Below are 22200 nucleotides of genomic sequence, written 5' to 3'. Positions count from 1 at the left end.
CTGTCGCGGCGTGATCGCGGTGCCAGGCCTCCGCCGCGAGGTGACCGACCCACGATCTTGTTCAAACCAGATAGAAAGCATTGCAGCACAGCGCGTTCGGTCGAACAGGCCCACATCATTCGACCCGCCACCGCCCTTCGCGGCAGCCGAGACAGTCACCTTTACGATCCGCGAACATCGCTGTAGCGCGATCCTCGGTAAAACGACCGCGTACGCGCCTACACGCACTCCCCGGTAGTCGGAGTTGAATTTCCGAGTCCGCCGGGGAGTGGTGCAGATCAAGCGCAGATTTCAAACGCGCTCACTGATCGAACCGGGGTCGGTGACCTCTGCAGCTGCGACGGTCGGTTCGAGCGTAACGGCTTTCGCTCGTCGACGGTGGCCGATGACGACCCCCCCGCATCCGATTCCCGCCCACACCGCCATGGTGAGCAGAACAGGACCCAGGCCCGAGCCATCGAAGTACGCAATACGCTTCAGTCCGTCCAGTCCCGTGGACGTCGGAAGCAGCGGATGCAGGAACTGGTAGAACGACGGTGCCAGATCGAGTCCGACCGCAACGCCCGATGCCGGGACCCCCAGCATGATGTACAGGCTGAGTGAGATGAGCATCATGACCGGTCCGAAGTTCACGAAACCTCCGAGCGTGACAATCCCGCAGGTGAAAGCAAGAAGAAACACCATCCCTGCGACTCCGCCGATGTTGTCGTGCAAGGTTCCGGTGATTCCGTAGGAAATCAGCACTTGAATTCCCGCCGCGATGCTGCTCATCACGCCCAACAACAACACTTTCCACCTGATACGCACGCCGGGTGCAACCAGCGACGCCACGGCGGTCGTCAGAAAGCCTGCCAGGATGGCTCCGAGTCCGACATACATCACGCCGGCACCTACCGCGTCCGATTCCGGGAGTGGAACCAGATTCTCGACATTCACCGTTGCATTCGTCGATGCAGCAAGCGCGGTCACGAATCGCTCCGCAGCGATGGTCGATTGCGTATTGCCCGCCTGCGCTGTATACAACGTCGAGGTCGTCGGATCGTATACGGCTCGGGTATCCAGATCGAGAAGTCGCTCGGTACCCTCGTCCACCGTCGCAACACGGTCGACCACAAAATCGTCATTGTTGAGGGCATCGCTGCTCTGGACGAATTGCATTGCGGCCGGACTGTTTCCGACAACGTCGATATGAACACCGTTCGGTCCGGGGCTGTGGAAGAGTCCGATGTAGGTGAGAGGTAGGACGAACATCATGAACAACGGGAGCAACAGTCCGCCCGTCAGCATGCGCCTCCGTTTCATCTGCTGCGGAGTCGCGGAATGCTCGTCGCCGAAGTAGAAGCGGAAGTGGTTGGTTCCCTGCGTTGGGAAGTCTGCGTTCGATGCATCTGACGCAGTTCCTGTTTCACTCATTTCGAGTCTCCGTTCTCGGGTGCGGGGATTGCGGCGAACGAGCTCAGGATCGGTTCATCCGGATCCTTTTTGTGCCGAAGCACCGAGAGCCCGAGTAGTCCGGCGGCCAAGAATCCCCACATCGCCATCACTGCAACTGTGCCCCCGATACTTGCTGCCGGGAAGTACACGAGGCGCTTGAGGCCCTCCAGTAGCGCAGGCGTGGGAAGGAAGTTGTTCAGTGCGGTGAAAAAGCCCGGGACCATCTCAGGCGCAATCGCCGCACCCGACGAGGGCACTCCGAGTAGCACCATGATCAGCAGGGTGGGGATCATCATCCCCGGTCCGATCAAGCGCATCCCCCCTAGATGGAAGGAACCGACAACGAACGCCGACAGCGCAAGCAGTACGAGCACCTCCAGAATGCTTCCGGACACCGCGCCGTACACCCCGTATGCAACGAAGGCCGGCACTACCGCGGACACCACGCTCATGACGGCAATGACGGTCAGCTCGACACGCAGCGAAAGGCCGGGCAGGAGCAATTGGAGAACGGTCGCAGTCAAGAAGCCGCCGAGAATCGCCGCGAGGCCGACGAACATCAGCGATGCGCCCAACCTGTCGGTGGAGCTCGTCGGTGCTACGTCGAAGACGGTAGGCGCAGTGCCGACCGTCTTGCCCGCAATCGAACCGAAGAGGCCCTCGACCGCTTGCGCAGCGGCCAGATTCCCTTCGGACGCGACGTACACGATGTTCGTTGCAGGATCGTAGGCACCACGCGTTTCCAAGCTGGACACAGCGTGCTTTGCAGCGTCGACATCTGCTACGACTCCGACGTCGAAGGACGACCCGACCTGCGCCTGAACCTGCTGCGCGAATTGCTCGACTTGCGTCGACGTTCCAACGATCCGCACGTCCATGTCGTGCGGCGTGGGCGAATGCAGGCCCCATGTGTAGAGCAGAGGGAGAACCGTCATCAGGAAGAGCGGCACCACCATTCCCCCGAGCATCATCACCGTCGGTGACGGTTTCTTGCGCGGACGTGCTTCCTGCGCACCCGCTGCCAGCTGGTCGGTCACAATCGAACTCCTCGTCGCTAGTTTACATCTGTTCAGTACTATACATCTGTAAGATACGACAGGCGAGAGGAGCGCATCACCGATTAAGGTGGACCACGATGACCGCAAACATGGACCCTCGGGCAGTACGCAGTCGAGAACTGTTACTGGACGCTGCTGCCGAACTGGTGTCTCACCGTGATCCTGCGGAGGTGTCGATCACCGACATCGCCTCGGCTGCCGGCGTCAGCAGGCCGACCCTGTATCTGCACTTCCAGGACCGAGACACTTTGTTCGCCGCCGTCGTTCGGAGGCGATTGCAGTCGATAGCCGCGCTGGACGACGACGTCGTGGTGGACCGAGATCAGGCAGAACGCAGCATCGGGCTCGTTGTGGCCGAACTGGGTTCGGACCGCGAGTTCTACCGCAAACTGATCGGGGCTCAATCGAACTCGCGATCCCGCGAGCAGGTGATGACCGTTTTGCGTGAAGGATTGGGCCAGTACCTCCGACAACAAAGACTGGGCGACACCTCGCCGAACTCCCGTCAATCGAGGCGGCTCGACGAAGAAGCATGGTTCATCACGGGCGGAATGGTGACGGTGCTATCGAAGTGGCTCGACGGCGACCACGTCGACGAGCCCTCGGAGCAACGTTGGTTGGCCGAACGACTGTGGCATCTCTTGTCGACCGTGGCGAGTGCCCCTGAACCGCAGGAGCTGCAGTAACGAAGTACTACGCTTCCATCGTCAGATCCGTGACGGTGCGCTCGTCCGATCTTGTGCGATGACGCGAGTCCGTCAGGATGCCGGCCATCTCGAGCGCTTCCCGCAGTAGTTCCACCAGACTTAGTTGTGACAGCCTTGTGACAGCGAATCACCTGCGGAAACGACCATCGAACCCGAAGACCGACCCTGAGCAGCACAAATGTGAAGATGCGGCGACGATGAAGGTAACTCCCGCGCGGATCTGAAATCCGCTGTCTCGGTTGTCCACTCAAATCCGTGGTAGGCCGCCGAAGTCCACGCTACCATCCGAAAAGCACTGTCCTGGTCCGAAAATCTGGATCCATATGGACTCTGGTGCCCCCAGTCGGACTCGAACCGACACTGTGCGAATTTCAAGTCCCTAGAAGTGGATCCACCCAGACTTCAGTGGACTCGATTTTTGTTTATTCGCAACGCTTTTCGTGCATGACCGTCCAGCCCAGTCCAGGTCCGAACGTACCGACTTGTGACACTCTCGTGACACCGAACTGCCACCGATTCTCCGACACCGGACAGTCCTGATCGGTGTCGGACAGCCACGGTATCGGATGGACGAAGAGCGTCCTGGCGATCGACGCTCTGTGCGGACTCGCGACAACGAGACTCATTCGTCGCGAACCCATGTCGCCCTCGAGTCAGTCGAAAAGTGCAACGGCGAACCCCACCGCATTGGTCCAACGGATTGTTGGACAAGTGCTCCTCCGGGCGAGGCGTTAGCCATCCGGCGATGATGCTGACGGAAGCGAACAATTGCCGAGTTGCCAACAACAGGCACGATGCCGCCGACGGCATCGCGCGGAAACGGCAGTTCCCGCACCGTCAAGCCTTCTTGACGGTGCGTAGACGTGTATGAGTCGCCGACCGACGTAGGTGTGTGTGGACTTCGCCCGCCGCTCGGCGTCGGTCAGATGGTATCAAACCAAACGACAGAAGCGTTTGGCGTACGGGAACTGCAACGGAATGCGTTGTTTGCCAGACAGATCAGCAGCGCTACTCCGGATCGTCTGACGTAACGGTGGCCTACGCCCCCGCGAAGCCCGGGCCGGGTCCATCTGCGCCAACCTTCAGCGGAAGAGCGTCACTCTGGCTGCGAACTGCGTTGGGATAATGAACGATACGCGGCGGATGGCCCGCCGGAGCATGTCTCAAATAAAGCTCGTGTCCGTTGCAATAAATTACACATTTACCCAAGTCGTTACAGATATTGGTGTGCTGTAAAAAGGGCCGATATTTTGCGTTCTTTTTAATTAGGCATAGCTAAGTATTGGTTTCAACTGCACTGCGAACGAACAGCTTTCGTGGTTCACATGGTTTTTACGCAAAAAGAGACCACATGGGACGCAACTCGGTTACCGTGGCTATCGGCGTCATTGAAACCCGTAACTTGTGCCACTAGGTCGAGGTCCGCAGGGGGCTTATTCGTGAGCAACATCAGTTCTTCGGTTCTTCAATCCTCCGGCGTGCAAATGCACACACGCGGAGAATCCGAGCCTCATGGGGTCCTGACGACGGGATCCATCTATGCAGAGTCCAATGCCCTGTTGGCCAAAGCCCAAGCTACGTATTCACTCCTGGCTGAAGTGGCTGAGGAGCTACATGGTGCGGACATTACGCCGACGCATGGCCTGTCCGACGACACCGTAGGGCGGCGTTGGCTGGACGATTTCCACGCGCAAACCCGAGGCGTTTCACTGTCCGGCTTCACTTCGTTCGCTCCTGTGACACGCAACCTAACCCCCGCAACGCCTCGCGCCTGGCCGTCAGGTGCGGAAATAATCTCCGCGGACGCTCCTGCGACGCCGTGGACCATCACTCATTCCCGATTGTTCGATGACGTCCTCAATCCTTCTGGCACCGACATCAGGCTGGTAGGTGCCACCGCAGCCGAGACCTCCAGTATCAAAGACGCCGTAAAGTTGCTCCGTGCAGTCGTTCCCGACTTGTATGCAGGCATCTTGCCCCACACGTCGTTCGTCTTCCTGGTTGACGGCACCGACGCGTTCGAGAGTGCCAGCGATCGCCGGCTACCACGCGCGGCGTATCTGAATCGAGACATGGCCGGTGACGTCGTGCGTACAGCAGAAGCACTACTTCACGAATCGACACACCAAAAGCTCTACGATCTTCAGTTGCTGTACACGATCTACGGCGCGACCTACGATCCCGCTTCGGCACCAACCATCCGGCCGCCGTGGCATCCTCCCGATACCCAGTGGAGCATCGACCGTACGACGGCCGCGTCCCACGTCTACGTGCACCTGACGTACTTCCTCGAACGGCTCCGGGAATCGGTACCTGCAGGGTGTGACGCCGAAGCGGTTTCGCGCAGTGCAACGCAAGCAAGGAGTCGAGCCGACAGCCTGCTGGGTGCCCTGACACCGCACCATTTCACTCAGTTCAACGCGCACGGACGGGCATTTCTGTCCTGGCTTCGCCACGCGCACCACAACATATCGACCATTCTGCAGGAGGGCACTCAATGACCGATTCGATCACCGACGATATCCGAGCTCCGCTCGACCTCGTACTTCACACACCGGTCAAGGGCTGGTTGCAGATAACGGCTGCGTGCAACATGCGCTGCAAACAGTGTTACGGCGACTGTGGATCCGAACCACCGACGGACGAACTCCAAACGGAAGAGTTCATCAGGGTGTTGAAAGACATGGCCGATACAGGTGTCATCGAGCTTCTGATGGAAGGCGGCGAACCGCTCGTTCGCCCAGATCTTTTCGAGATTCTGGCCTCGTGCACCGACCGTATCCTAATCCGGCTTCGTACCAACGCCACTTTGCTGGACGCCGCCATGGCCACCAAGCTCAAGGAAGTCGGCGTTGGCAGCGTGGTGGTCGATTTCATGGGCGCATCTGCCGAGACCCACGACTGGCACTACGAGACCAGCGGGGCGTTCGAGAAGACGAAGCGGGGCTTCGAGGTTGCGGTCGAGCACGGTCTCGACCCGGCCGCGCTGATGATCATGACCCGACGCAATGTGACCGAGTTGCAGGACTTCGTCGACATGGCGGTAGCCCTCGGGGCGAAACGGGTCGGTATTCTGCGGCTCTACCCTCTCGGCAGGGCACGCGACAGTTGGCAGGAGATGGCGCTGACCCTGCCCGAACAGATGCAAGCACTGGCCGAGGTCGAGGTACCCGACGGCATCCACCTCATGCGTTCCTGGCATCCACGCGACGCTAATTGCTGTTGGCAATCAACAGGCGTCACCTCCTCGGGACGCTCGGTGGGATGTTCCTACCTCAGAGAATTCGTCAACTTCGGCGACCTACGCACCCAAGACTTCCTGTCGACTTGGCACCATCCGCACGCCGAGCATCTACGGAAGCGGCAAGTGCACCCTCACTGCCCTGACTGCGCCGAAACGCAGGGTTCTGCGGGCGGCTGTCGCTCCACCGCATTCGCATTCACAGGCGACTGGAACGCGCCTGATCCTTTCTGCACCACAACAAATGGAGGTATCGATGTCAGCGTTCTCCCCCCACGCCGTGATCCGCAAACCTGACAACCTTCGTGTCCGCTCGGTTCCCGAATGGGGTTGCCTGCTGGTGTACACGCCCTCGACCCCCAATTTGCATTACCTCGACGCGCATTCGTGGCTGATTTTCGAGCTGTGCGACGGCCGAGAGCGCAAGCAGATATTCGAGGATTTCGTAGACAACGTTCCGTCCGACACCCCGATGGACAAAGCGCAGTCCGCATTCGACGACGTTGTGACGACCCTGCTCGGCAACGGAGTCCTTGAGACACCCCAGCCAGCCGAAGTGTACTCGGCTTAAGCCTGACCACGCAGCTCGACCCTTACGGGGGCGCTGCCCTGAGAAGACCGAGGAGGTGATCCAATGACCAATCATAACGACCGAGATGCGCTGCTCAAACGCCTGAAGGGCAAGCTGCGGGAAACCCCACTGGGCGATCCTGCGGTGGAAACCATTCAGCCGGAGATTCGATCCGTATCGCAATACGCGATGCTGCCGTCGATGCGCGCAGGCTTCCGACTCGACGACGCCGACGACGCGTGAGCGGACGAGATGCTGCCGTGGCACCTTCCAGTCGCGGCAGCACCTCGCCGGATACGAGGCCCAGCTCGTCAAACCCAGATGGAGAATCAATGTGGCGCAGCCGATTCAATTGCGTGTACCCGGATCCGACCCAGACCCTGGTTCGACCACGCTCCTGATCAACCCCCCACTATGGAATGCCTACGCCCCGCACCTTGCCATCCCGCTCCTGGCGGGAGTGCTCCGCGATCATGGCCTCGCGGTACGCAGCCACGACGCCAGCATCGCCGTGCTGGACTGGATTCTCAGCAGGGAAGGACAGCAAGCCCTCGCACCACGACTGACTAAAACCGCTGACCAACGATTGTCAGCCAAGGCCATCTTGGTCCACCCCCACGTGCTTGCCTCGATCGATGAGGCGAAGACGGTCATTCGCGACGCGGCAACCCTGGCCGACGCACAACGACACACCTGGGCACGCACCGTGATGCGCAACGCAATGTGGTGTGCATCAGCGGCATTCGAGGACTTTTCTTTCGACTTGGTGGCGAACCAGCTGTACTACGCGGCAACGTCCACCGACGCGGTTCTCGCGGCCACCGATGACCCCGAACGAAACCTCTACTGCTGGGCCCAGGAGCGGATGCTCCCCGAGTCGATTCTGTCCGCGCCCGAAATCGGAGTTGTCGGCCTCAGCATATCCGCGGATACCCAACTCATCGCGGCGATGACCATGGCACGACGAATCCGACGGTTACGCCCCGACATCAAAATCATATGCGGCGGAAACTACACAACCCGCATGGTTCAAGCGTGGCAAGTGCGCCACCCCTTCTTCGACCTCGTAGACGCGTTCGTACTCGCAGAAGGCGAGGAAGCGCTCCCCTCGCTCGTGAGAGCCTTCCACGCCGGCGAAAATGGCGCAGGAATTGCGGGAGTGATGGTCGCCGGCGACGACGGGAATGTAAACCACACCGCTCCCCGCCCTGTGAAGCTGGACTCGGTTGCCCCACCGGACTTCTCGGAAATGCCCTTGGACCGGTACTTCGCACCGGGCCCGATCCTGCCGCTCTACGCCTCGCGCAGCTGCGCATGGTCCTGCGCGTTCTGCTCTATCCCATTCGCATCCAACAACTTCCGGCGCAGACCCGGAGCAACGACCGTAGACCACATGGAAGCTCTCAACGCCCAGTACGGAGCCCGACATTTCATGTTTGTCGACGAAATCATGACGCTGAACGTACTGCGCGAGGTGGCGACCGAGATCGTCCGCCGAGGTATGGACATCTACTGGTACGGCGAGACACGCTTCGCCGCCGGATTCGACCAGGAACTGGCGGATCTGCTCTATGCCTCCGGCTGTCGCCGCCTGAACTTCGGCCTGGAGAGCTACAACCAACGGGTCCTGGATCTGATGCGTAAAGGCACCAAGCTCAGACACATCGACGACACCATCGAATACATGCTCGCCGCCGGCGTCCCTCCCCACCTGTTCGTCATCCACGGCTTTCCCGGAGAAACCAAAGACGAGGCTCAGCGCACGATCACCTACGCCAAGTCCGTGATCGATCGAGCACGACACCACTTCGGTAACCCTTACGCGACGTGGGGCGGCGCGCCCTTTGTTCTGGACATCCATTCACCGATCGGCCAGCACCCCGATGAGTTCGGGATTTCCATACTCGATCCACCTGACGGACATGACCTCGCTCTCGCCCGGGACTACACCGTCAACGGCGGCGGACTCGACCGCACCGAGTCGGAGTTGCTCGCTCGTCAGGCACGCGACGACACTGTAATCGAGAGAAACGTGTGGTTTCGCAGCCACACCCGCATCGCACTGTCGGAGGTGGAGGAGTTCACCTTCCTCCGTGCCTGTGCACAGGCCCCCCTGGCCCAAACCAGACGCGTCGCCATCGTCGCCCGCCCAGTGCGCGATTCGGATCGACTGACGATTTCCGGAACGTGCACAATGATGCCGTGGGCGGCCGACCCCTCGGGTGACGAAGCTGCGTTGGTCCTCTACAACGGCGACCTCGACACCTTCGTTCAGCTCAACTGGCCTCATGCCAAGGACGAGACAATTTTGAGATCGATGCCTTCCGCTCGGGTGGTCGCGGAGTTCTTCGCCCAGCACTCCATACAGTGGGGCGGCGTCACCGGCAGGGAGCTCGTCGCGCTGCTGGTCCGGCATGGCCTCCTCCGAACAGAACGAAACGAAACGGTCCTGAGTCCCAACCCACTGTTCGTCGCCGAACCGGCGGTGCTCGAGACCACTGACCCGACCGGGTACGTCATCCTGCATCACCCGACCAACGGCAACACGGTTCGCATCGGCACCATCGGGCAGGTTGTCTGGCTCAGCTGCAGCCTCGAACCAACCGCGCGATCGCAAGTGTCGGCGTGGTTTCCGGTAAGCGATCCGGCGCGAACAATGTTGGCGCAGTCCACGTTCGACGATCTCGCCGAGCTGGGATTCTTGTATGTCGACACCGCTGTCGACCGGACCGCGGAAGTCGACAACCGCGCTGCCGCAGGTGTGCAATGACGACGCCGATATCGGTCGAGGTCCTCTCGGGCGGTGCCTCCCACCAGGGTAAAGTGGTTCGGGTCGGTAGCACAGTGCGACGGCCCATGGGCTCGTGGAGCACGGCGGTGCACGCTCTCCTCCGGCATCTCGAGGCACAAGGATTCCCAGGAGCGCCCCGTGTGCTCGGTGTCGAGGGCGACTACGAATTGCTGTCGTTCATCCCAGGCCGCGCTCCTTCGCTGCCGCCACCACAATGGTCGCGGACGGAACAAGCCGCCACCAGCGTCGCATCGTTGCTACGCAGCTACCACGACGCCGTTGATGAATTCGATTTCCATCGGTGGACCAATTGGGCGGACTTCGTGCCCGAACAGTACCGAGAGGGAGGGATACTGGGCCACAACGACACCGTTCGCTCAAATATTGTCTTCAGCGAGAAAGACTACACTGCAATTGCTTTGATCGATTTCGATCGAGCAGCACCCAGCAGCGTCGTGTACGAGCTCGCCGTCGCAGCCAGTCAATGGATACCACTCAGGGGCGAAGAAGACGATGATGACATCGTATCGGGCCTACGCACCAGCAACAGGCTACGTAAATTCCTCGACGACTACGGCGTCGACGACAGTACGCAACGGATCGAAATACTGGCCGCAATCGAAGACAACGAGGAACGGAACCACACGACCCTGACCGACCTCGCACGCTCTGGGCATACCGCGTACCGCTCCATGGTCGAGGGCGGAGCACTCGACCGAATCAGATCGAGGCAGGCCTTTCTCGCCCGACATCATTCGACATTCAGCGATGCGCTGCGGTGAACCAAGAACAGCAGCGCCCACCGACGCCAGCATCTTCGGCCTCCAGCATTTCGATTCCGCTCCCATTCGTCGGTGACCACAGAGAACTGCGCCCAGACAGACGAACACACGCGATCGCGCCGTCTGCCGTGACACTTGACTGGGTCCGACCGCTTCCGCCGAATCTGGTGGACGAACTCGACCGAGGGCTGACACTGGATGCGCAACAACTATTCGACGCCGTCGTCGATGTCACACGGATCTTGAACGACGCCCATTCGACTGGCCTCGCCGCCCTGACGACGTGGAGTTTGCGTTGGGAGGGTGCATTGAGCGCCGCGATGCTCCCGGGTATGGCCGACGTGGTCTCCACATGGCAAGCGCCGTTCACTGATCCGCCCGAACCCGGACCGGGCCGCGATCTCTACATCATTGCAACAGTCCTGGTACGTGCGTTGGCCGGGCGATGGCCCCACGATCGACACGATGCCCTCGTGATGGCAGGGGTCTTGGGCGGCGAATGGCCCTTGGGTGCAGATCATTTCGTCCGAAAGGCGGTGCACCCGATAGCAGACCACCGCGCAGCAACAGCATCGGATCTAACCGCATCCCTGCCGTCGACATCATCGGCGTTCATACCCGAGTCCCGCCTGGCAGCGGCCGTGGAAAGCGTAACCGGATGGCAGAAGGCGCAGGGACGGACCAACGGAGACAACGAGGACGTCGCACTTTGGGATCGAACAGACCGAACCGTCGTCGCCCTTCTCGCCGATGGCGTGTCCGGACGCGGAAACGGCACGGGACTACTCGCCGCCGAAACCATTGCGACGCAGCTACACCAGTGCTGGGAGGATGACAACATGCACCCCGCACACTGGTTGCAGACGTGCCATAACGAGTTGCGCAGCCTCGCGGCTCGGCGCGGCATGGAGGGACCCGGACAGCGCCCCGCCGCCACCGCCATTGGGCTCCGCATCACCGCAGACGGCGCGATGCAATCCGCATCGGTCGGAGATTCGGTGGCCTTCTTGTGTCGTCGTACCGATCGCGGAGTCATTGTCACTCGACTGACGCCCGAGGATTCGATCATTGCGCAGCGGACACGCGAAGGTCACCCGATTCGACCGGAAGATCTCGCTGTCGTGACCCGCGCGATCGGCGTCGGTGACGCCATCACCCCGCATCAACGGCACATCCACCTCCATACGGGAGACATCGTCGTCGTCGTCAGCGACGGCGCAAGCCGTGGCCACTCTGTCGACGGAGGAAGCGACTGCTGGCAGTTCGAGGATGCGCTGGAAGAACTCGCGCGGGCGCAACCATCGCCGGCGCTGCTCGCTTCGCAATTGTGCCGCAGAGCCGAAGAATTGGGCGGTCAAGACAACGCCACCGCGTGGGTAGCGGCTATCGTGGCACCCCACGTCGGTGTCGACCGGCCCGAGCCCGGTTGGATACGCCGTATGGAAGTCGACACGATCGCGTGACGGCGACACCCCCATCTCGCACAAAACGAACAGCACTGGGTGCATTGGTCGCTGCGTCCGGGATATCCAACATCGGTGATGGAGTCCGGCTGGTCGCAATGCCGCTGTTGGCGTCACAGCTAACGGCCGATCCACGATTGATCAGTATCGTCGCTGCTGCGGGCCAACTGCCCTGGCTGGCCGCCCCGGTTCTTGGTCTAGTGGTCGATCGACTTCGTCCGATACGACTGATGAGCGCGATCAACGTGCTCCGCGGAGTCATCGTTGCGGTACTCGCGCTGACGGTCGCAGCGACCGGAGGCCACATAGGCCTTCTCATCGGTACGGCGCTCATGCTGGGATTCGCCGATGTGTTGGCGGATTCGGCCGCTCAGGTAGTGATCCCCACTCTGGTGGCGGACAGTGACCTCGAATCCGGCAACGCCAAGCTGTTCGGCGCGCAAGCGACAGCGGCACTGTTCATCGGTCCTCCGCTGGGCGCGTGGTTGATTTCGATTAGTTACGCCGCACCGTTCACGTTCGACGCAGCCACCTTCGCCGTGTCGTGCATTCTGCTCACTACTATCTGGAAGCACGACCGCCAATCTCGTGATGTCCCACTTCGCAGAAACATCAGGGAGGAAGCCACCATCGGGTTCCGATGGTCATGGTCCGACTCGATCATGCGCAGACTGATCACCGTCGTGATGGGATTGAGTTTCTTCGACGGGATGGTCGGCGGCATTCTCGTCTTGTTCGCCACGCGCAACCTGGGAATGAGCGACATCGGATATGGTGTTTTTTTGTCGGCAGCCGCGCTCGGTAGCGTTGCCGGTACGGCTCTGACCGGCCGCCTACTCGGCCGTATCCGGGTGAAGTCACTTCTGGTGTTGTCCACCGTCGGTGCAGGCACCAGCTACGTGATTCTGGCAGTGTCGGCTGGACCGATCGTGGCAGGCGCGATGCTCGCGATCAACAGCGCGATGACCATGGTGTGGAACGTGCTGACGGTCTCGGCGCGCCAGCGAATCGTTCCGGAGGACATCTTGGGGCGGGTGACCACCACTTACCGTATGGCAGCGTGGGGATCACTTCCGGTGGGTGCCTTGGTTGGGGGCGTGATCGCGCGAGAAGTGAGCGTGCGCGCCGTGATTGCTGTGTCCGGTATCGCTCTGGTGGCACTAACCGCATTGGTGATCAGATTGCCGGCAGGCGCACTGGACGCACCAGGCGTTAGCGGGAGTAGCACTGGGGGCGATTAACTGAGCCCGAGCGTCAACCGCAGAGTTCTTTGCGGTGGACTTCCACTTCACGCTTGTCATTGTCCAGCCGTAGCTCGATAGGCCGGTATCCCTGCTTGCGCCACCACGCGATGCTCTCTTGCTGACTCACCATCGGCCCGACGAACACACTCGTCCACCCCGACCCAGCCAACGTCCGTTCCAGCGCGCCGAGAACTGGCTCACCGACGCGGTCGAGACCTTCATCGGCGTCGACGACGAAACTCCCGACCCACGGTTGCTCTTCACGGGGATGCGGAACAAGCAGCGTCAGCGCACCGACCACCCGTTCGCTTGCGCGAATCACCAGACAGTGCGAGTTCTCCATGACCGTGTTGTGCCACAGAAACATCTCGACATCTTCTTCGGTAAAAGTCTCGACACCGGTGTGCAACGTACTGGCATCCAAAAAATTTGGATTGCTGTTGAACACGGGCAAGAACTGCGCAGGGCCGTCATCTGGCCCGACCTCGGAAACTGAGTATTCTCCTGCATCGAAGATGAGCTCCATACGTACAAGATATGCGAGCCAGCCGGCGCTGCTCAGACCTTCGCCCAATGGCCCCATTTTTCGTCGTTGTCTGTTGTTGCCACGGCAGCGCCCACACTCAGTGGCTCGGAACGGAACACCAACCGGGGCTTCACGCGAGCCGCTGGTTCCTGGATTCGACGCATAGGTGCTGTGCAGACCTTGGGAGGCCAGTTACCGCACCGTCAAGAACAGGTTGACCTGAGGCCTGTTGGCACTAATCCGAGATGGCGGCCTCTCAGCCAGTGCAACAGAGAAGGACGTCAGGCTTCGGGCGCAGGAGGTGATTCCGCGAAAGTCCACCCCTGGTCTTGGTTCCAGTGCCATCCGAGGCCTGACTTTCCGACCAACCACAAGTCGGTAAAGCCGTGCGGTAGGTCGGGCTCTCTGGAGGGCATGACGTTGAACTCGAGCGGAGTCGCAAACTGTCGATACTCGGTAAACTCCGAATCTTCTACAAGCTCCGGTGCGCCGTCCAGGTGCAGGTAGATGCCGCGATAGGGGAAGTCCGGTTCCGAGGTGACTTTCTTACGGATGCCGGCGGGGTCCTTGCCGTCGCTGGAGAGGAACTGCTCTACCATCTCAAGTGTGAGGTCCGGATCCGTATTACCGGTCGTGCTCCACATGAACGTTGTGACAACTTGCGTGGTCATTGAGCCGTCGGGAATTCTCATCACTTCCACGACGCCGGGCAAATTCATAATCTCCTCAAAGAACCTTGCTGCGTTGGGGTCCGATCGCACGAGGCGAAGATTTTCGAGACCTTGCTCCTCCAGTTTGTGGAGTAGACGAGTCAGTCGATCCTCCAGGCCACGAAAGACCACGCCAAATTGACAGATTACCCGCCAGCTCTTCGTCAAAGCGGGAGCATCGAATCCCCTGTGCCGCTTACGGTGTTGGCTCAACGAGCTTCGGAATTCGGGGTTGGTTATTGTACCTACTTCAAGGACGCCGAGATGTTCTCCGACACCGTCTGCCCCGATACTGCGATGGACTCGGTAGTCGACCATGCCATTTTCACTACCGTCGTCATGCAGGACGAGGACAACCGCCGAGTTGTGTTCGACGATGCGCCGGGCGAGCAGCTCATCGGTCGATTCCTTTTTGGAGACAATACGTTTGGGTTTCACATCTGATCCTTCGGGTGAACGTGCGAGTTGGTGTTCGTGTTGTTTCGGGCGTGACGCGGCCTGGCCTGCAGACGCCTCGGCGCTGCACTCTCCTGTGTTCAATCCGTGGCGCTCAGAGCTAGAGCGAAGCCACGTCGAGGAGGACGTCGTGGTAGCGACCAAGGAGTCGTCTTGGCAGTGAGCTTGGTGTGCTGAGCATCGCGTACAGCTGAATGTCTCGATGGTTGAGTTCGAGTGCCGCTACGACCAACGCGACCGGTCGCTTGTTCTTCGATGACATCAGACGCATCGCTGCGTGATCGATTGCGCTAGGTGGTGCCGGGGCAGGGTGGGTGTGCCATTCGCCAACGTATCCGATGACTGGATCAGACTGAAGGTCCAGATATTCTGCGAGAACCGTTGTAGCGTCACGTCCCCGGCGCAGGTAGTGCGTGCGCGCTGCAGTGTGGTCGGGTACTAGCAAGGCGTCCTCGATATGCAGTCCGTTTTGTGTTCGGTAGCCGACGAGTACTCCCCCATACTCACACCTTCTGGATGCGCGCGCGTGCGCGCGTAGCGCGTTGTGAGCCTGTTGGGTGAGTGACAGTTGCGGTCTTCGTGGCGCAGTCACGGGTCCTCTCGCTTCTCACCGGCGGGTGTCGGCGGTCTACCGGTGAGGGTTCCGATAATGTGGCGTACCGCCATTGCTGCTGTTTCCGCTACGGCGTGAGGAGGGGTAACCGAGATGGGTTCGCCGCAACCGGCTTCGAATGCTTCTGGGCTGGTAGAAGGATGCTGTTTCGTTGTGGGTAGTGACGGAGCGCCGCCGTGGGGCGGGATGACGTCGACGCGCCGCGTCCTGCCCTCGTTCTGAACGCAGACGGTGACCATACGGCGTCCGGAAGATCGTGCGGCGTCTTCGAGCATCGAGGTGACGGCACCGTCTGCAGAGGCGTCCACCACGAGGTCGTATTCGGCGAGTAGGTCAAAGGCTTGTTGCGGATCGGTTAGCGGTGTTTCGTCAGTGAACAGGTCGGCGTTGTTGTATGGCCGGGCCAGTAGTTCATCCTTGACAGCTTGTGCCTTGCGTTTGCCATAGCGGTGGTCCTCCGTGACGAAATGTCGCGTCGTGTTGCCCGGTCGCAGTATGTCTCCGTCTCGGATAGTGAGCTTCCCTAGGCCTGCTCGCGAGAGTCCGTCACATATGAAGGAGCCGAGAGCCCCGGCACCGACAACATAGACATGTTTGGTGGTGAGTGCGACTGAGTCAGGTCCTGCTCGGAGTTTCATCGTCGCCCTGTCGGCGGATGCTGATAAGGCGACTCGGGGCGTCCGGTCTTCGGTACCGAGTGTGCCAAAAGTGACCGCGAGAACCCCAGCCTGACCGGACCGCTGATACCGGAGAAGCAGGACTTGAATACGACGGCGCTTGATCGCATTCTCGACTTGCTGCCGGTTCGGGACGAGAGCTATTAGGTCGTTCCAATTCTTCGGCGGGCTCGGCAGGTGCCCGATGTCGGTTACGTATCCGCCGAGCATTCCCTTGGTGCTGTTTTTGGGTACCTTGCCCGCTCCAGCGTCGCGGATGGTGAGGCCGTCAGGGCGAAACCGCAGATGTTGGCGCGGTTCGTTCAGCTCTGAGTAGATGACCACCCGAGGTTCGACGGGCATGTCGAGGTATGCCTCAATGTCGAGCACGGGTGTGTCTTCCGGCCATCCGTCAGCGTTGGTCGTGAACCACAATTCGATTCGGTCGAGGAAGGCTTTCGGGTCGAGCCACGGCTGGGTATCGCGGTCTGTGCGGGTGTATAAGCAGAGTGTTCCGTTCGCGTCCTGATGCCATGTCGAAAGTACTTTCCTGCGGGTCGTGACGATAGGTGGAAGGTATGGAAAGCCTGGCGGCAGAGCGATGGTCAGGTGGCTGTTGCTGAGCGTTGCGTTACTGACAATCCCCTTCGAGGTGTCACTGACCAGGCGATATCCGCGACCGACGAGACCGTTGATGAAGGTCTCTCGCAAGTAGGCGATTTCTTCTTCCCATGCTGGCATCGGTGGACCGGTCAGCCGAAACGAAGATTGCCGGGCGTGGGTTTCCGATCGCCTGGCTTTCGCTCGGTTACGTGGGCTTTCGGGGCGCCGTTCGGGCTATACCCGGCGGGCATGGGGAAAACGTTGTCGAAATCGTCATTGGCACCGAGGATTCCCTGCAGAAGTAGTGCAGCTTTACCTGCCTGATCCTCTGCCATGTCGTACGCAGCGCGTGCGTCGGCGGCGGCGGCGGCAAACGTGTCGCGTGCGGTCTCGAAATCTGCTCCTTCGTCGAAGCTGAGTACCTCTCCGTCCATCGTCGGATCGGGTATTTCGAACCCGTCGTCGGCGATTCGCCGGAAGACATCAGCCACCCCTTCAACGGCGGACGCGAACAGTTCGGCCATCGATTGGCCCGACACCTGTCCTTCCTCGCATGCGGTAAACAGCGCCATCTCGACGGTGAACCCACCTGGTTTCGCTTCTTGGCCCATCAATGTCCGGCGAGCTTGCCTTAGGAGCTTGACGCAGGGGACATACAGTTCGTCGTAGTCAGCGTTCTTTGCTTCTTTGAGCTCGGTCAATTTGACCGGATTGGTCTTCAGCCAGCCGTTGTCGGTGGGAATCTCCCAGACGTCCTCGGCTTTACGAGCCGGCACGACATCGATGTAAAGGCCGTCTGCGTCGGGAATTAAGACGGTGATAGACGTGTCGTAGAGGGTGACATGGTTATCCCCATACTGGTCTACAAGGACGTTGTAGGCTCGTCCGAGTACCTCGGAGGCGTCGACATCAGTCGGGTAGTCATCGAGTCGACAGAACATATCGACGTCGTAGACCCTCCTGATCGATACCCGGCGTCCGTATGAACCAATGAGAATGGGATTGATTCCCCACTCTTTGAGTTTTTCGTCGGCGGCCAGTACGGTGCCCACTTCGTCATGAGCAGACGGTGCGTTGTCCCAATCGTCAGGGCTTGGTTCGATGTTTGACTGTGCGGTCTTGAACTGAGTAGCGAGCTCGGCCATGTCGGTGCTCCTATGGGGTGGGGCTGGTCTGCTGGGGATGGTCGATGGCGAACGTTTGCCCACCGCGAGAGAGGTTCTTGCGGGCCCTTCGGTAGAACAGACCGGCGGGTGCTTCCGCAGTGTGTCGGGTTTCGGAGTACCGGTCTGTCAGCGCGCGAAGATCGTCTCGAGCAGACAAGGAATCCGATGATCGAAGGTCGACCAACAGCATGCGGCGCGCGTCGTCTTGAATGTCGTGGAAGGCGTCGGCGCAGGTCTGCGCGGTTCGAGCGCGGCGTTCTGCACCTAAGACGGTCATGATGCCGGTGAGAGCCGCCGCTCCTAGCGTGGCTGCCCCAACCACTAACGCGGGCAACAGATCAGTAATTGCCGCACCGCCGCCGCCCAGACCGAGAAGGGTTGCTGGTATTCCCAGGGCCAGGTTGCAACCACGCCAGAACTTGCCTTGCTCAAACTGGTTTTGGCTGGACCATCGAGCGCTTTCTTCTAGACGAGAAAGTTCTTTTCCTATCGCTGTGAGGTCGGAGGAAACGTCAGATGGCACCGCGTAGTGCTCGCCCGGTGTCGTAGGCTCCGACTTCTGCTTTCGAAACCACATGAAGAATCCCTCTCATCGAGCGCGCATCGGCTCTGGTCGGCCTAGTGCTGTTGTCAGCACTACCGTCGAAGAACCGCCCCTTTGGTCTCATACACTACATGTTGTGCCCCTGGAATCTAGATGACACGACATATTGCGAACAACATTCATGGAATTCGCAGTAGCTTGGCCGCGACGCCTGCCACATGAGCGAGTTGTGGGGCTCGCGTCCTGCCCATCAAAGTCCGATGTCGGTCACGGCGTTGCCAATCAGTGGCGCATGCTCGCGGCGGTAGACCTCGACCGAGTCGAGGCTGGCGTGGCCGGTCTGCCGGGCGATGGCGGATCCGTCGGCACCGTTGCGGGTGCCTTGGGTGACGAAGCCAGCGCGGAGCGAGTGTCCACCTAGCTTTGACAGCACCGAGGGGTCGTATCCGGCGTGTTCGGCGCGGCGGCGGATGGTCTGGTGGACCGCTGCTCCGGACAATGACGTTGCGCCCAGGTTGCCGTTCTTCGCGACGGCGCGAAACAGCGGTGCGCGGGCGGCGGTGCGCGGTACTCCCCCACGACATACGTGCTCGCTGAACGGTTCTCGCTTCCGGAGTAAGCGGATCACAGACGGGCGTCCACCGACATCGAACGCAGCCACGACCTGCACCCAGCGAACGTAGGCGCAGGGCGGGCAGGTCTCATGGGATTCGGTATACGGCAAGGCCTTCACTGCTCCGCTGCCTTCTTGGTCGGTCTTCGACTTCCGCAGTCGGATGTGGAGGCCGTCGTGCCGGTGCACGGCCACGTCGCCGCAGACAAGTTCTGAGAGCTCGCTGCGCCGGAATGCTCCGGCGAACCCGAGAAGCAGGATCGCCGAGTCGCGGCGTTCGAGGACATCGTCGGCCCAGCCGCGGGATCGCTTTCGTGCTGTCTCGACGAGAAGTTTTATGTCGTCGACCAGGAGCGGGTCTCGCGGGGTGCGGGGCCGGTCTCCCGACGCGGCATACTCCCGCCGGATTCTGGACGGGGTTGCTGTGACAAGTTCATGTGCTGATGGCGAGAGATGACCGGTAGTTCGGTGCTGGTGGTTGATCGCCGCTATCCAGGTGCCGAACGTAGCGACGGCGTAGGCCCGCTCCCCCGTTTCGGTTCGGGTGTCCAATGCGTCGACGAGATAGGCGGCGACGGTGATCGGATGCGCCGGTAGCGTCACGTGACCATTCGTCTCGCACCAGGTGGTGAAGCGTCTCCACGCCGCGGCGCAGGTCTTGCGGGTTCCCTCGGACCGGGAGGAGTGCACGGCACTCGCGATCCGCTTCGCGACAGCGGGTGGGATCTCCGGCTCGACAGCGACCGACCTGCCAGCTTCGGCAGAGCCCGGAACGGTGGCCACGGCGGATGTTCGGCCTGGTCGGAAGTCCATATCGGCAGCCTAGCGCAGGTCGCCGACACGCCTGCAGCACAAAACTGAGCTGGCTTTTCCCCTTAGATGCTGCGGAAAATGCAATTTTCGTGGGCGACTTCGGAGACTGTTTCGTCGTGCCGTAGCTCTCGGGCGCTTAGGCCGACATGCATGCGAAACCTGTTTCAGCACAACCGTTTCTATGACCGGGCCCGAGATGTCGCGGGTATCGACGAGGTCAGTCAGATCAAGTTGTGACAGCCTCGTGACATCGAGCCTCACGCGAAGACGACGATTGAACACATAAACCAGCCCTGAGCTGCACGAATGCGAAGATACGGCGGCGATGAAGCGAGATCCCGCGCGGATCTGAAATCCGCTGTCTCGGTTGTCCACTCAGATCCGTGGGAAGCCACCAAAGTCCATGCTACCACCCCAAAAGCACTGTCCTAGTCCAGTAATCTGGATCCATATGGACTCCGGTGCCCCCAGTCGGACTCGAACCGACACTGTGCGAATTTTAAGTCCTTGGAAGTGGATCCACGTAGACTACAATGGACTCGATATTTGTTTATTTGCAACGCTTTTCGTGCATTGTCGTCCTGACGAGTCCATGCTCGATAGTACCGACTTGTGACACTCTCGTGACACCGAACTGCCGCCGATCCTCCGACACCGGACAGTCCCGATCTGTGCCGGACAGTCACGGTATCGGGTGGACGGAGAGCGCCATGCCGAATCGACAGACTGTGCGGACTCGTGGCAACGAGACTTATTCGTCGCACACCGACACCGGCCTGGGTCAGTAGGCAAGTGCGTCTGTGTGACCCAACCGCACTTCGGTGTCGAGCGGGCGTGTTTCGTCACTGTCGTTGTGCAGCCTGAATTTCGCCGCCCGGCGACCCGCTTGGTCCGTCTTGGTTTTACGGAGCCGGCCGAGAAGGCCGTCGCGGCGATACTCAGTGACGCCACCTGACGGCTCACAGGTCGCCGGTACTACGACAAGTTCGAAATGCTGTCGTATCAGTACTCCGCGCAGCCAAGTCACAAGGCGCAAACATGGGCCCGCACACCACCGGCTCTTTCACTTATCGATGAACCACGCACGCTCAAAGTCGTCATGCTCTGACCAATGTCCCGCGATGAGCTTCAGAATCGCATCGTGAGTGTCGTGGCCGATCAGGTCATCGCCAGTACGAGCCTCAATGTCTCGCGCCATCCTTCGGAATGTCCCGAAGTCGCTATGCTCAGGAAACTCGTCTTCACCGGTCCGCTCCCGCAGATTGAGCTCTGCCTCGTCCAACCGATTATTAATGAACCTCAGAATCGTCATTCCAGCAGCTTACTGAGCTCCCCTACGACCCAATCCAGCTGACGGACAATAGGAGAGCCCATCGCGACTCACCCCGAGTGTTCGTTGCCCAGTATCGCTGCGCCGACCGTACGGTGGAATCGACCCGAGCAGTCCTCGGACCTACTGACCGCCCTCGGTGCGACGATCACCGACGACGCCGACCTCACTGTCGCTTCGCGACCGCTGGTATCCCTCGCTGCTGATGCGATCGACGGCGCGTCCAGCTGCGGGGTGACCGTCGCGGTCGCGGAGCGCACCTTCACCGCGGTCCACAGTGACGTGCGCACGCTGATCGTCGACTCCGATCAATATCAAGCCGGGGACGGGCCGTGCCTGCACGCCGCCCGCACCGGTGAAGTGGTCCGCGTCGACGTCATCGCATCCGATCGACGCTGGCCGGACTTCGCCGCCTCCGCCCGCCAGGAGAACATCTACTCGTTCCTCGCTGCCCCGCTCTATAGCTCGCACACCCGGTTCGGGTCTCTCATTCTGTACGGAGAGAGACCGTCCGCGTTCGATGATCGCGACGTCGCGATAGCCACCGCCCTGACCGACGCGCTCGCGCATGCACTCGGTGACTACGAACGATTCGACGACATGCGCACCGAGAACACCGGGCTCCGCACAGCCATGTCTCACCGAGCACCGATCGAGCAGGCCAAAGGCATGCTCATGGCGATCCACAGAACCGATGTCGACGCCGCATTCGATATGCTCACCGAGCTGTTACAGAGCAGAGACGTAAAAATCCGCGATCTCGCCGTCCACCTCGTTGCCGACTGTTCGGTCCCACACGATCGACGCACCCAGACGCATTCAACAGGCAAATGACAAAGATCCCGTAGAAAGCTTCTCCCCGCCCGTCGCATCGCGTCC

20 protein-coding genes are annotated in these 22200 nt (G+C 60.5%); 10 read left to right on the top strand and 10 right to left on the bottom strand.

Translation table 11 applies throughout. The features are described from left to right. Positions 1-291: 291 nt before the first annotated feature. Together ACQR3T_RS01640 and ACQR3T_RS01635 are read right to left on the bottom strand one after the other, a co-directional pair. Positions 292-1413: an ABC transporter permease gene (locus ACQR3T_RS01640; RefSeq protein WP_428692333.1), complete on the bottom strand. Its 1122-nt coding sequence runs from the start codon at positions 1411-1413 to the stop codon at positions 292-294. Further along, positions 1410-2471, bottom strand: coding sequence for a hypothetical protein (locus ACQR3T_RS01635; RefSeq protein WP_428692332.1), 1062 nt, complete (start codon positions 2469-2471; stop codon positions 1410-1412). The genes ACQR3T_RS01640 and ACQR3T_RS01635 overlap by 4 nt, the downstream gene beginning before the upstream one ends. A 98-nt stretch (positions 2472-2569) precedes the next feature. On the opposite strand from ACQR3T_RS01635, the gene ACQR3T_RS01630 reads away from it, so the two are divergent. From ACQR3T_RS01630 to ACQR3T_RS01590, 9 genes are all read left to right on the top strand, one after another. Continuing rightward, positions 2570-3178 (top strand): TetR/AcrR family transcriptional regulator, encoded by a 609-nt coding sequence (locus tag ACQR3T_RS01630; RefSeq protein ID WP_428692331.1) that lies wholly within the window; start codon positions 2570-2572, stop codon positions 3176-3178. 1757 nt (positions 3179-4935) lie between these two features. Then, the gene (locus ACQR3T_RS01625; RefSeq protein ID WP_269604740.1) at positions 4936-5700 is read left to right on the top strand and encodes an aKG-HExxH-type peptide beta-hydroxylase; all 765 of its coding nucleotides are present in this window, start codon (positions 4936-4938) and stop codon (positions 5698-5700) included. Further along, positions 5697-6737 (top strand): radical SAM/SPASM domain-containing protein, encoded by a 1041-nt coding sequence (locus ACQR3T_RS01620; protein WP_428692330.1) that lies wholly within the window; start codon positions 5697-5699, stop codon positions 6735-6737. The genes ACQR3T_RS01625 and ACQR3T_RS01620 overlap by 4 nt, the downstream gene beginning before the upstream one ends. Continuing rightward, positions 6697-7011 carry a hypothetical protein gene (locus ACQR3T_RS01615; protein ID WP_428692329.1) on the top strand — a complete coding sequence of 105 codons (315 nt, stop codon included), beginning with the start codon at positions 6697-6699 and terminating at the stop codon, positions 7009-7011. Before ACQR3T_RS01620 ends, ACQR3T_RS01615 begins: the two co-directional genes overlap by 41 nt. A 63-nt stretch (positions 7012-7074) precedes the next feature. Beyond that, a complete protein-coding gene (locus tag ACQR3T_RS01610; RefSeq protein ID WP_269604746.1) occupies positions 7075-7254 on the top strand; it encodes a hypothetical protein in 180 nt (59 codons plus the stop codon). A 91-nt stretch (positions 7255-7345) separates the two neighbouring features. Next, positions 7346-9781, top strand: a complete 2436-nt coding sequence (locus tag ACQR3T_RS01605; protein ID WP_428692328.1) for a B12-binding domain-containing radical SAM protein — start codon at positions 7346-7348, stop codon at positions 9779-9781. Next, positions 9778-10584 (top strand): aminoglycoside phosphotransferase family protein, encoded by an 807-nt coding sequence (locus ACQR3T_RS01600; RefSeq protein ID WP_428692327.1) that lies wholly within the window; start codon positions 9778-9780, stop codon positions 10582-10584. The genes ACQR3T_RS01605 and ACQR3T_RS01600 overlap by 4 nt, the downstream gene beginning before the upstream one ends. 128 nt (positions 10585-10712) lie before the next feature. Beyond that, positions 10713-12047 (top strand): PP2C family protein-serine/threonine phosphatase, encoded by a 1335-nt coding sequence (locus ACQR3T_RS01595; RefSeq protein ID WP_428692326.1) that lies wholly within the window; start codon positions 10713-10715, stop codon positions 12045-12047. Further along, a complete protein-coding gene (locus ACQR3T_RS01590; RefSeq protein WP_269604754.1) occupies positions 12044-13288 on the top strand; it encodes an MFS transporter in 1245 nt (414 codons plus the stop codon). The genes ACQR3T_RS01595 and ACQR3T_RS01590 overlap by 4 nt, the downstream gene beginning before the upstream one ends. Before the next feature lie 13 nt (positions 13289-13301). Here the strand turns inward: ACQR3T_RS01590 and ACQR3T_RS01585 are convergent, their stop codons facing one another. The 8 genes from ACQR3T_RS01585 to ACQR3T_RS01550 all read right to left on the bottom strand — a co-directional run bounded on the left by ACQR3T_RS01585 (position 13302) and on the right by ACQR3T_RS01550 (position 21303). Further along, positions 13302-13817: a GNAT family N-acetyltransferase gene (locus tag ACQR3T_RS01585; RefSeq protein WP_428692325.1), complete on the bottom strand. Its 516-nt coding sequence runs from the start codon at positions 13815-13817 to the stop codon at positions 13302-13304. A 281-nt stretch (positions 13818-14098) separates the two neighbouring features. Next, the gene (locus ACQR3T_RS01580; protein ID WP_428692324.1) at positions 14099-14965 is read right to left on the bottom strand and encodes a hypothetical protein; all 867 of its coding nucleotides are present in this window, start codon (positions 14963-14965) and stop codon (positions 14099-14101) included. Positions 14966-15083: 118 nt separating this feature from the next. After that, positions 15084-15575: a Mov34/MPN/PAD-1 family protein gene (locus ACQR3T_RS01575; RefSeq protein ID WP_428692323.1), complete on the bottom strand. Its 492-nt coding sequence runs from the start codon at positions 15573-15575 to the stop codon at positions 15084-15086. Further along, positions 15572-16993 carry a ThiF family adenylyltransferase gene (locus ACQR3T_RS01570; protein ID WP_428692322.1) on the bottom strand — a complete coding sequence of 474 codons (1422 nt, stop codon included), beginning with the start codon at positions 16991-16993 and terminating at the stop codon, positions 15572-15574. The genes ACQR3T_RS01575 and ACQR3T_RS01570 overlap by 4 nt, the downstream gene beginning before the upstream one ends. A gap of 11 nt (positions 16994-17004) precedes the next feature. Further along, the gene (locus ACQR3T_RS01565; protein WP_428692321.1) at positions 17005-18000 is read right to left on the bottom strand and encodes an SMODS domain-containing nucleotidyltransferase; all 996 of its coding nucleotides are present in this window, start codon (positions 17998-18000) and stop codon (positions 17005-17007) included. A gap of 10 nt (positions 18001-18010) precedes the next feature. Continuing rightward, the gene (locus tag ACQR3T_RS01560) at positions 18011-18598 is read right to left on the bottom strand and encodes an SLATT domain-containing protein (RefSeq protein ID WP_428692320.1); all 588 of its coding nucleotides are present in this window, start codon (positions 18596-18598) and stop codon (positions 18011-18013) included. Between the two features lie 217 nt (positions 18599-18815). Then, positions 18816-19991, bottom strand: coding sequence for a site-specific integrase (locus ACQR3T_RS01555; RefSeq protein WP_428692319.1), 1176 nt, complete (start codon positions 19989-19991; stop codon positions 18816-18818). A 1063-nt stretch (positions 19992-21054) separates the two neighbouring features. Next, entirely contained in the window at positions 21055-21303 is a 249-nt protein-coding gene (locus ACQR3T_RS01550) for a hypothetical protein (RefSeq protein ID WP_428692318.1), read from the bottom strand. Positions 21304-21387: 84 nt separating this feature from the next. Here ACQR3T_RS01550 and ACQR3T_RS01545 point away from each other — a divergent pair, with 84 nt between their 5' ends. After that, positions 21388-22155, top strand: coding sequence for a GAF and ANTAR domain-containing protein (locus tag ACQR3T_RS01545; protein WP_428692317.1), 768 nt, complete (start codon positions 21388-21390; stop codon positions 22153-22155). Positions 22156-22200: the final 45 nt, after the last annotated feature.

Source organism: Rhodococcus sp. IEGM1428 (assembly GCF_050321865.1).
Lineage (GTDB): Bacteria > Actinomycetota > Actinomycetes > Mycobacteriales > Mycobacteriaceae > Rhodococcoides.
The sequence above is the reverse complement of the archived record's forward strand: the minus strand, read 5'-3'. Positions and strand labels throughout refer to the sequence as shown.

Bases quoted from the DNA above. Each gene is read 5' to 3' on its own strand.
- ACQR3T_RS01560 (WP_428692320.1), bottom strand. From the start codon at position 18,598: ATGTGGTTTCGAAAGCAGAAGTCGGAGCCTACGACACCGGGCGAGCAC.
- ACQR3T_RS01640 (WP_428692333.1), bottom strand. From the start codon at position 1,413: ATGAGTGAAACAGGAACTGCGTCAGATGCATCGAACGCAGACTTCCCA.
- ACQR3T_RS01565 (WP_428692321.1), bottom strand. From the start codon at position 18,000: ATGGCCGAGCTCGCTACTCAGTTCAAGACCGCACAGTCAAACATCGAA.
- ACQR3T_RS01550 (WP_428692318.1), bottom strand. From the start codon at position 21,303: ATGACGATTCTGAGGTTCATTAATAATCGGTTGGACGAGGCAGAGCTC.
- ACQR3T_RS01585 (WP_428692325.1), bottom strand. From the start codon at position 13,817: ATGGAGCTCATCTTCGATGCAGGAGAATACTCAGTTTCCGAGGTCGGG.
- ACQR3T_RS01600 (WP_428692327.1), top strand. From the start codon at position 9,778: ATGACGACGCCGATATCGGTCGAGGTCCTCTCGGGCGGTGCCTCCCAC.
- ACQR3T_RS01555 (WP_428692319.1), bottom strand. From the start codon at position 19,991: ATGGACTTCCGACCAGGCCGAACATCCGCCGTGGCCACCGTTCCGGGC.
- ACQR3T_RS01570 (WP_428692322.1), bottom strand. From the start codon at position 16,993: ATGCCAGCATGGGAAGAAGAAATCGCCTACTTGCGAGAGACCTTCATC.
- ACQR3T_RS01630 (WP_428692331.1), top strand. From the start codon at position 2,570: ATGACCGCAAACATGGACCCTCGGGCAGTACGCAGTCGAGAACTGTTA.
- ACQR3T_RS01615 (WP_428692329.1), top strand. From the start codon at position 6,697: ATGTCAGCGTTCTCCCCCCACGCCGTGATCCGCAAACCTGACAACCTT.
- ACQR3T_RS01620 (WP_428692330.1), top strand. From the start codon at position 5,697: ATGACCGATTCGATCACCGACGATATCCGAGCTCCGCTCGACCTCGTA.
- ACQR3T_RS01610 (WP_269604746.1), top strand. From the start codon at position 7,075: ATGACCAATCATAACGACCGAGATGCGCTGCTCAAACGCCTGAAGGGC.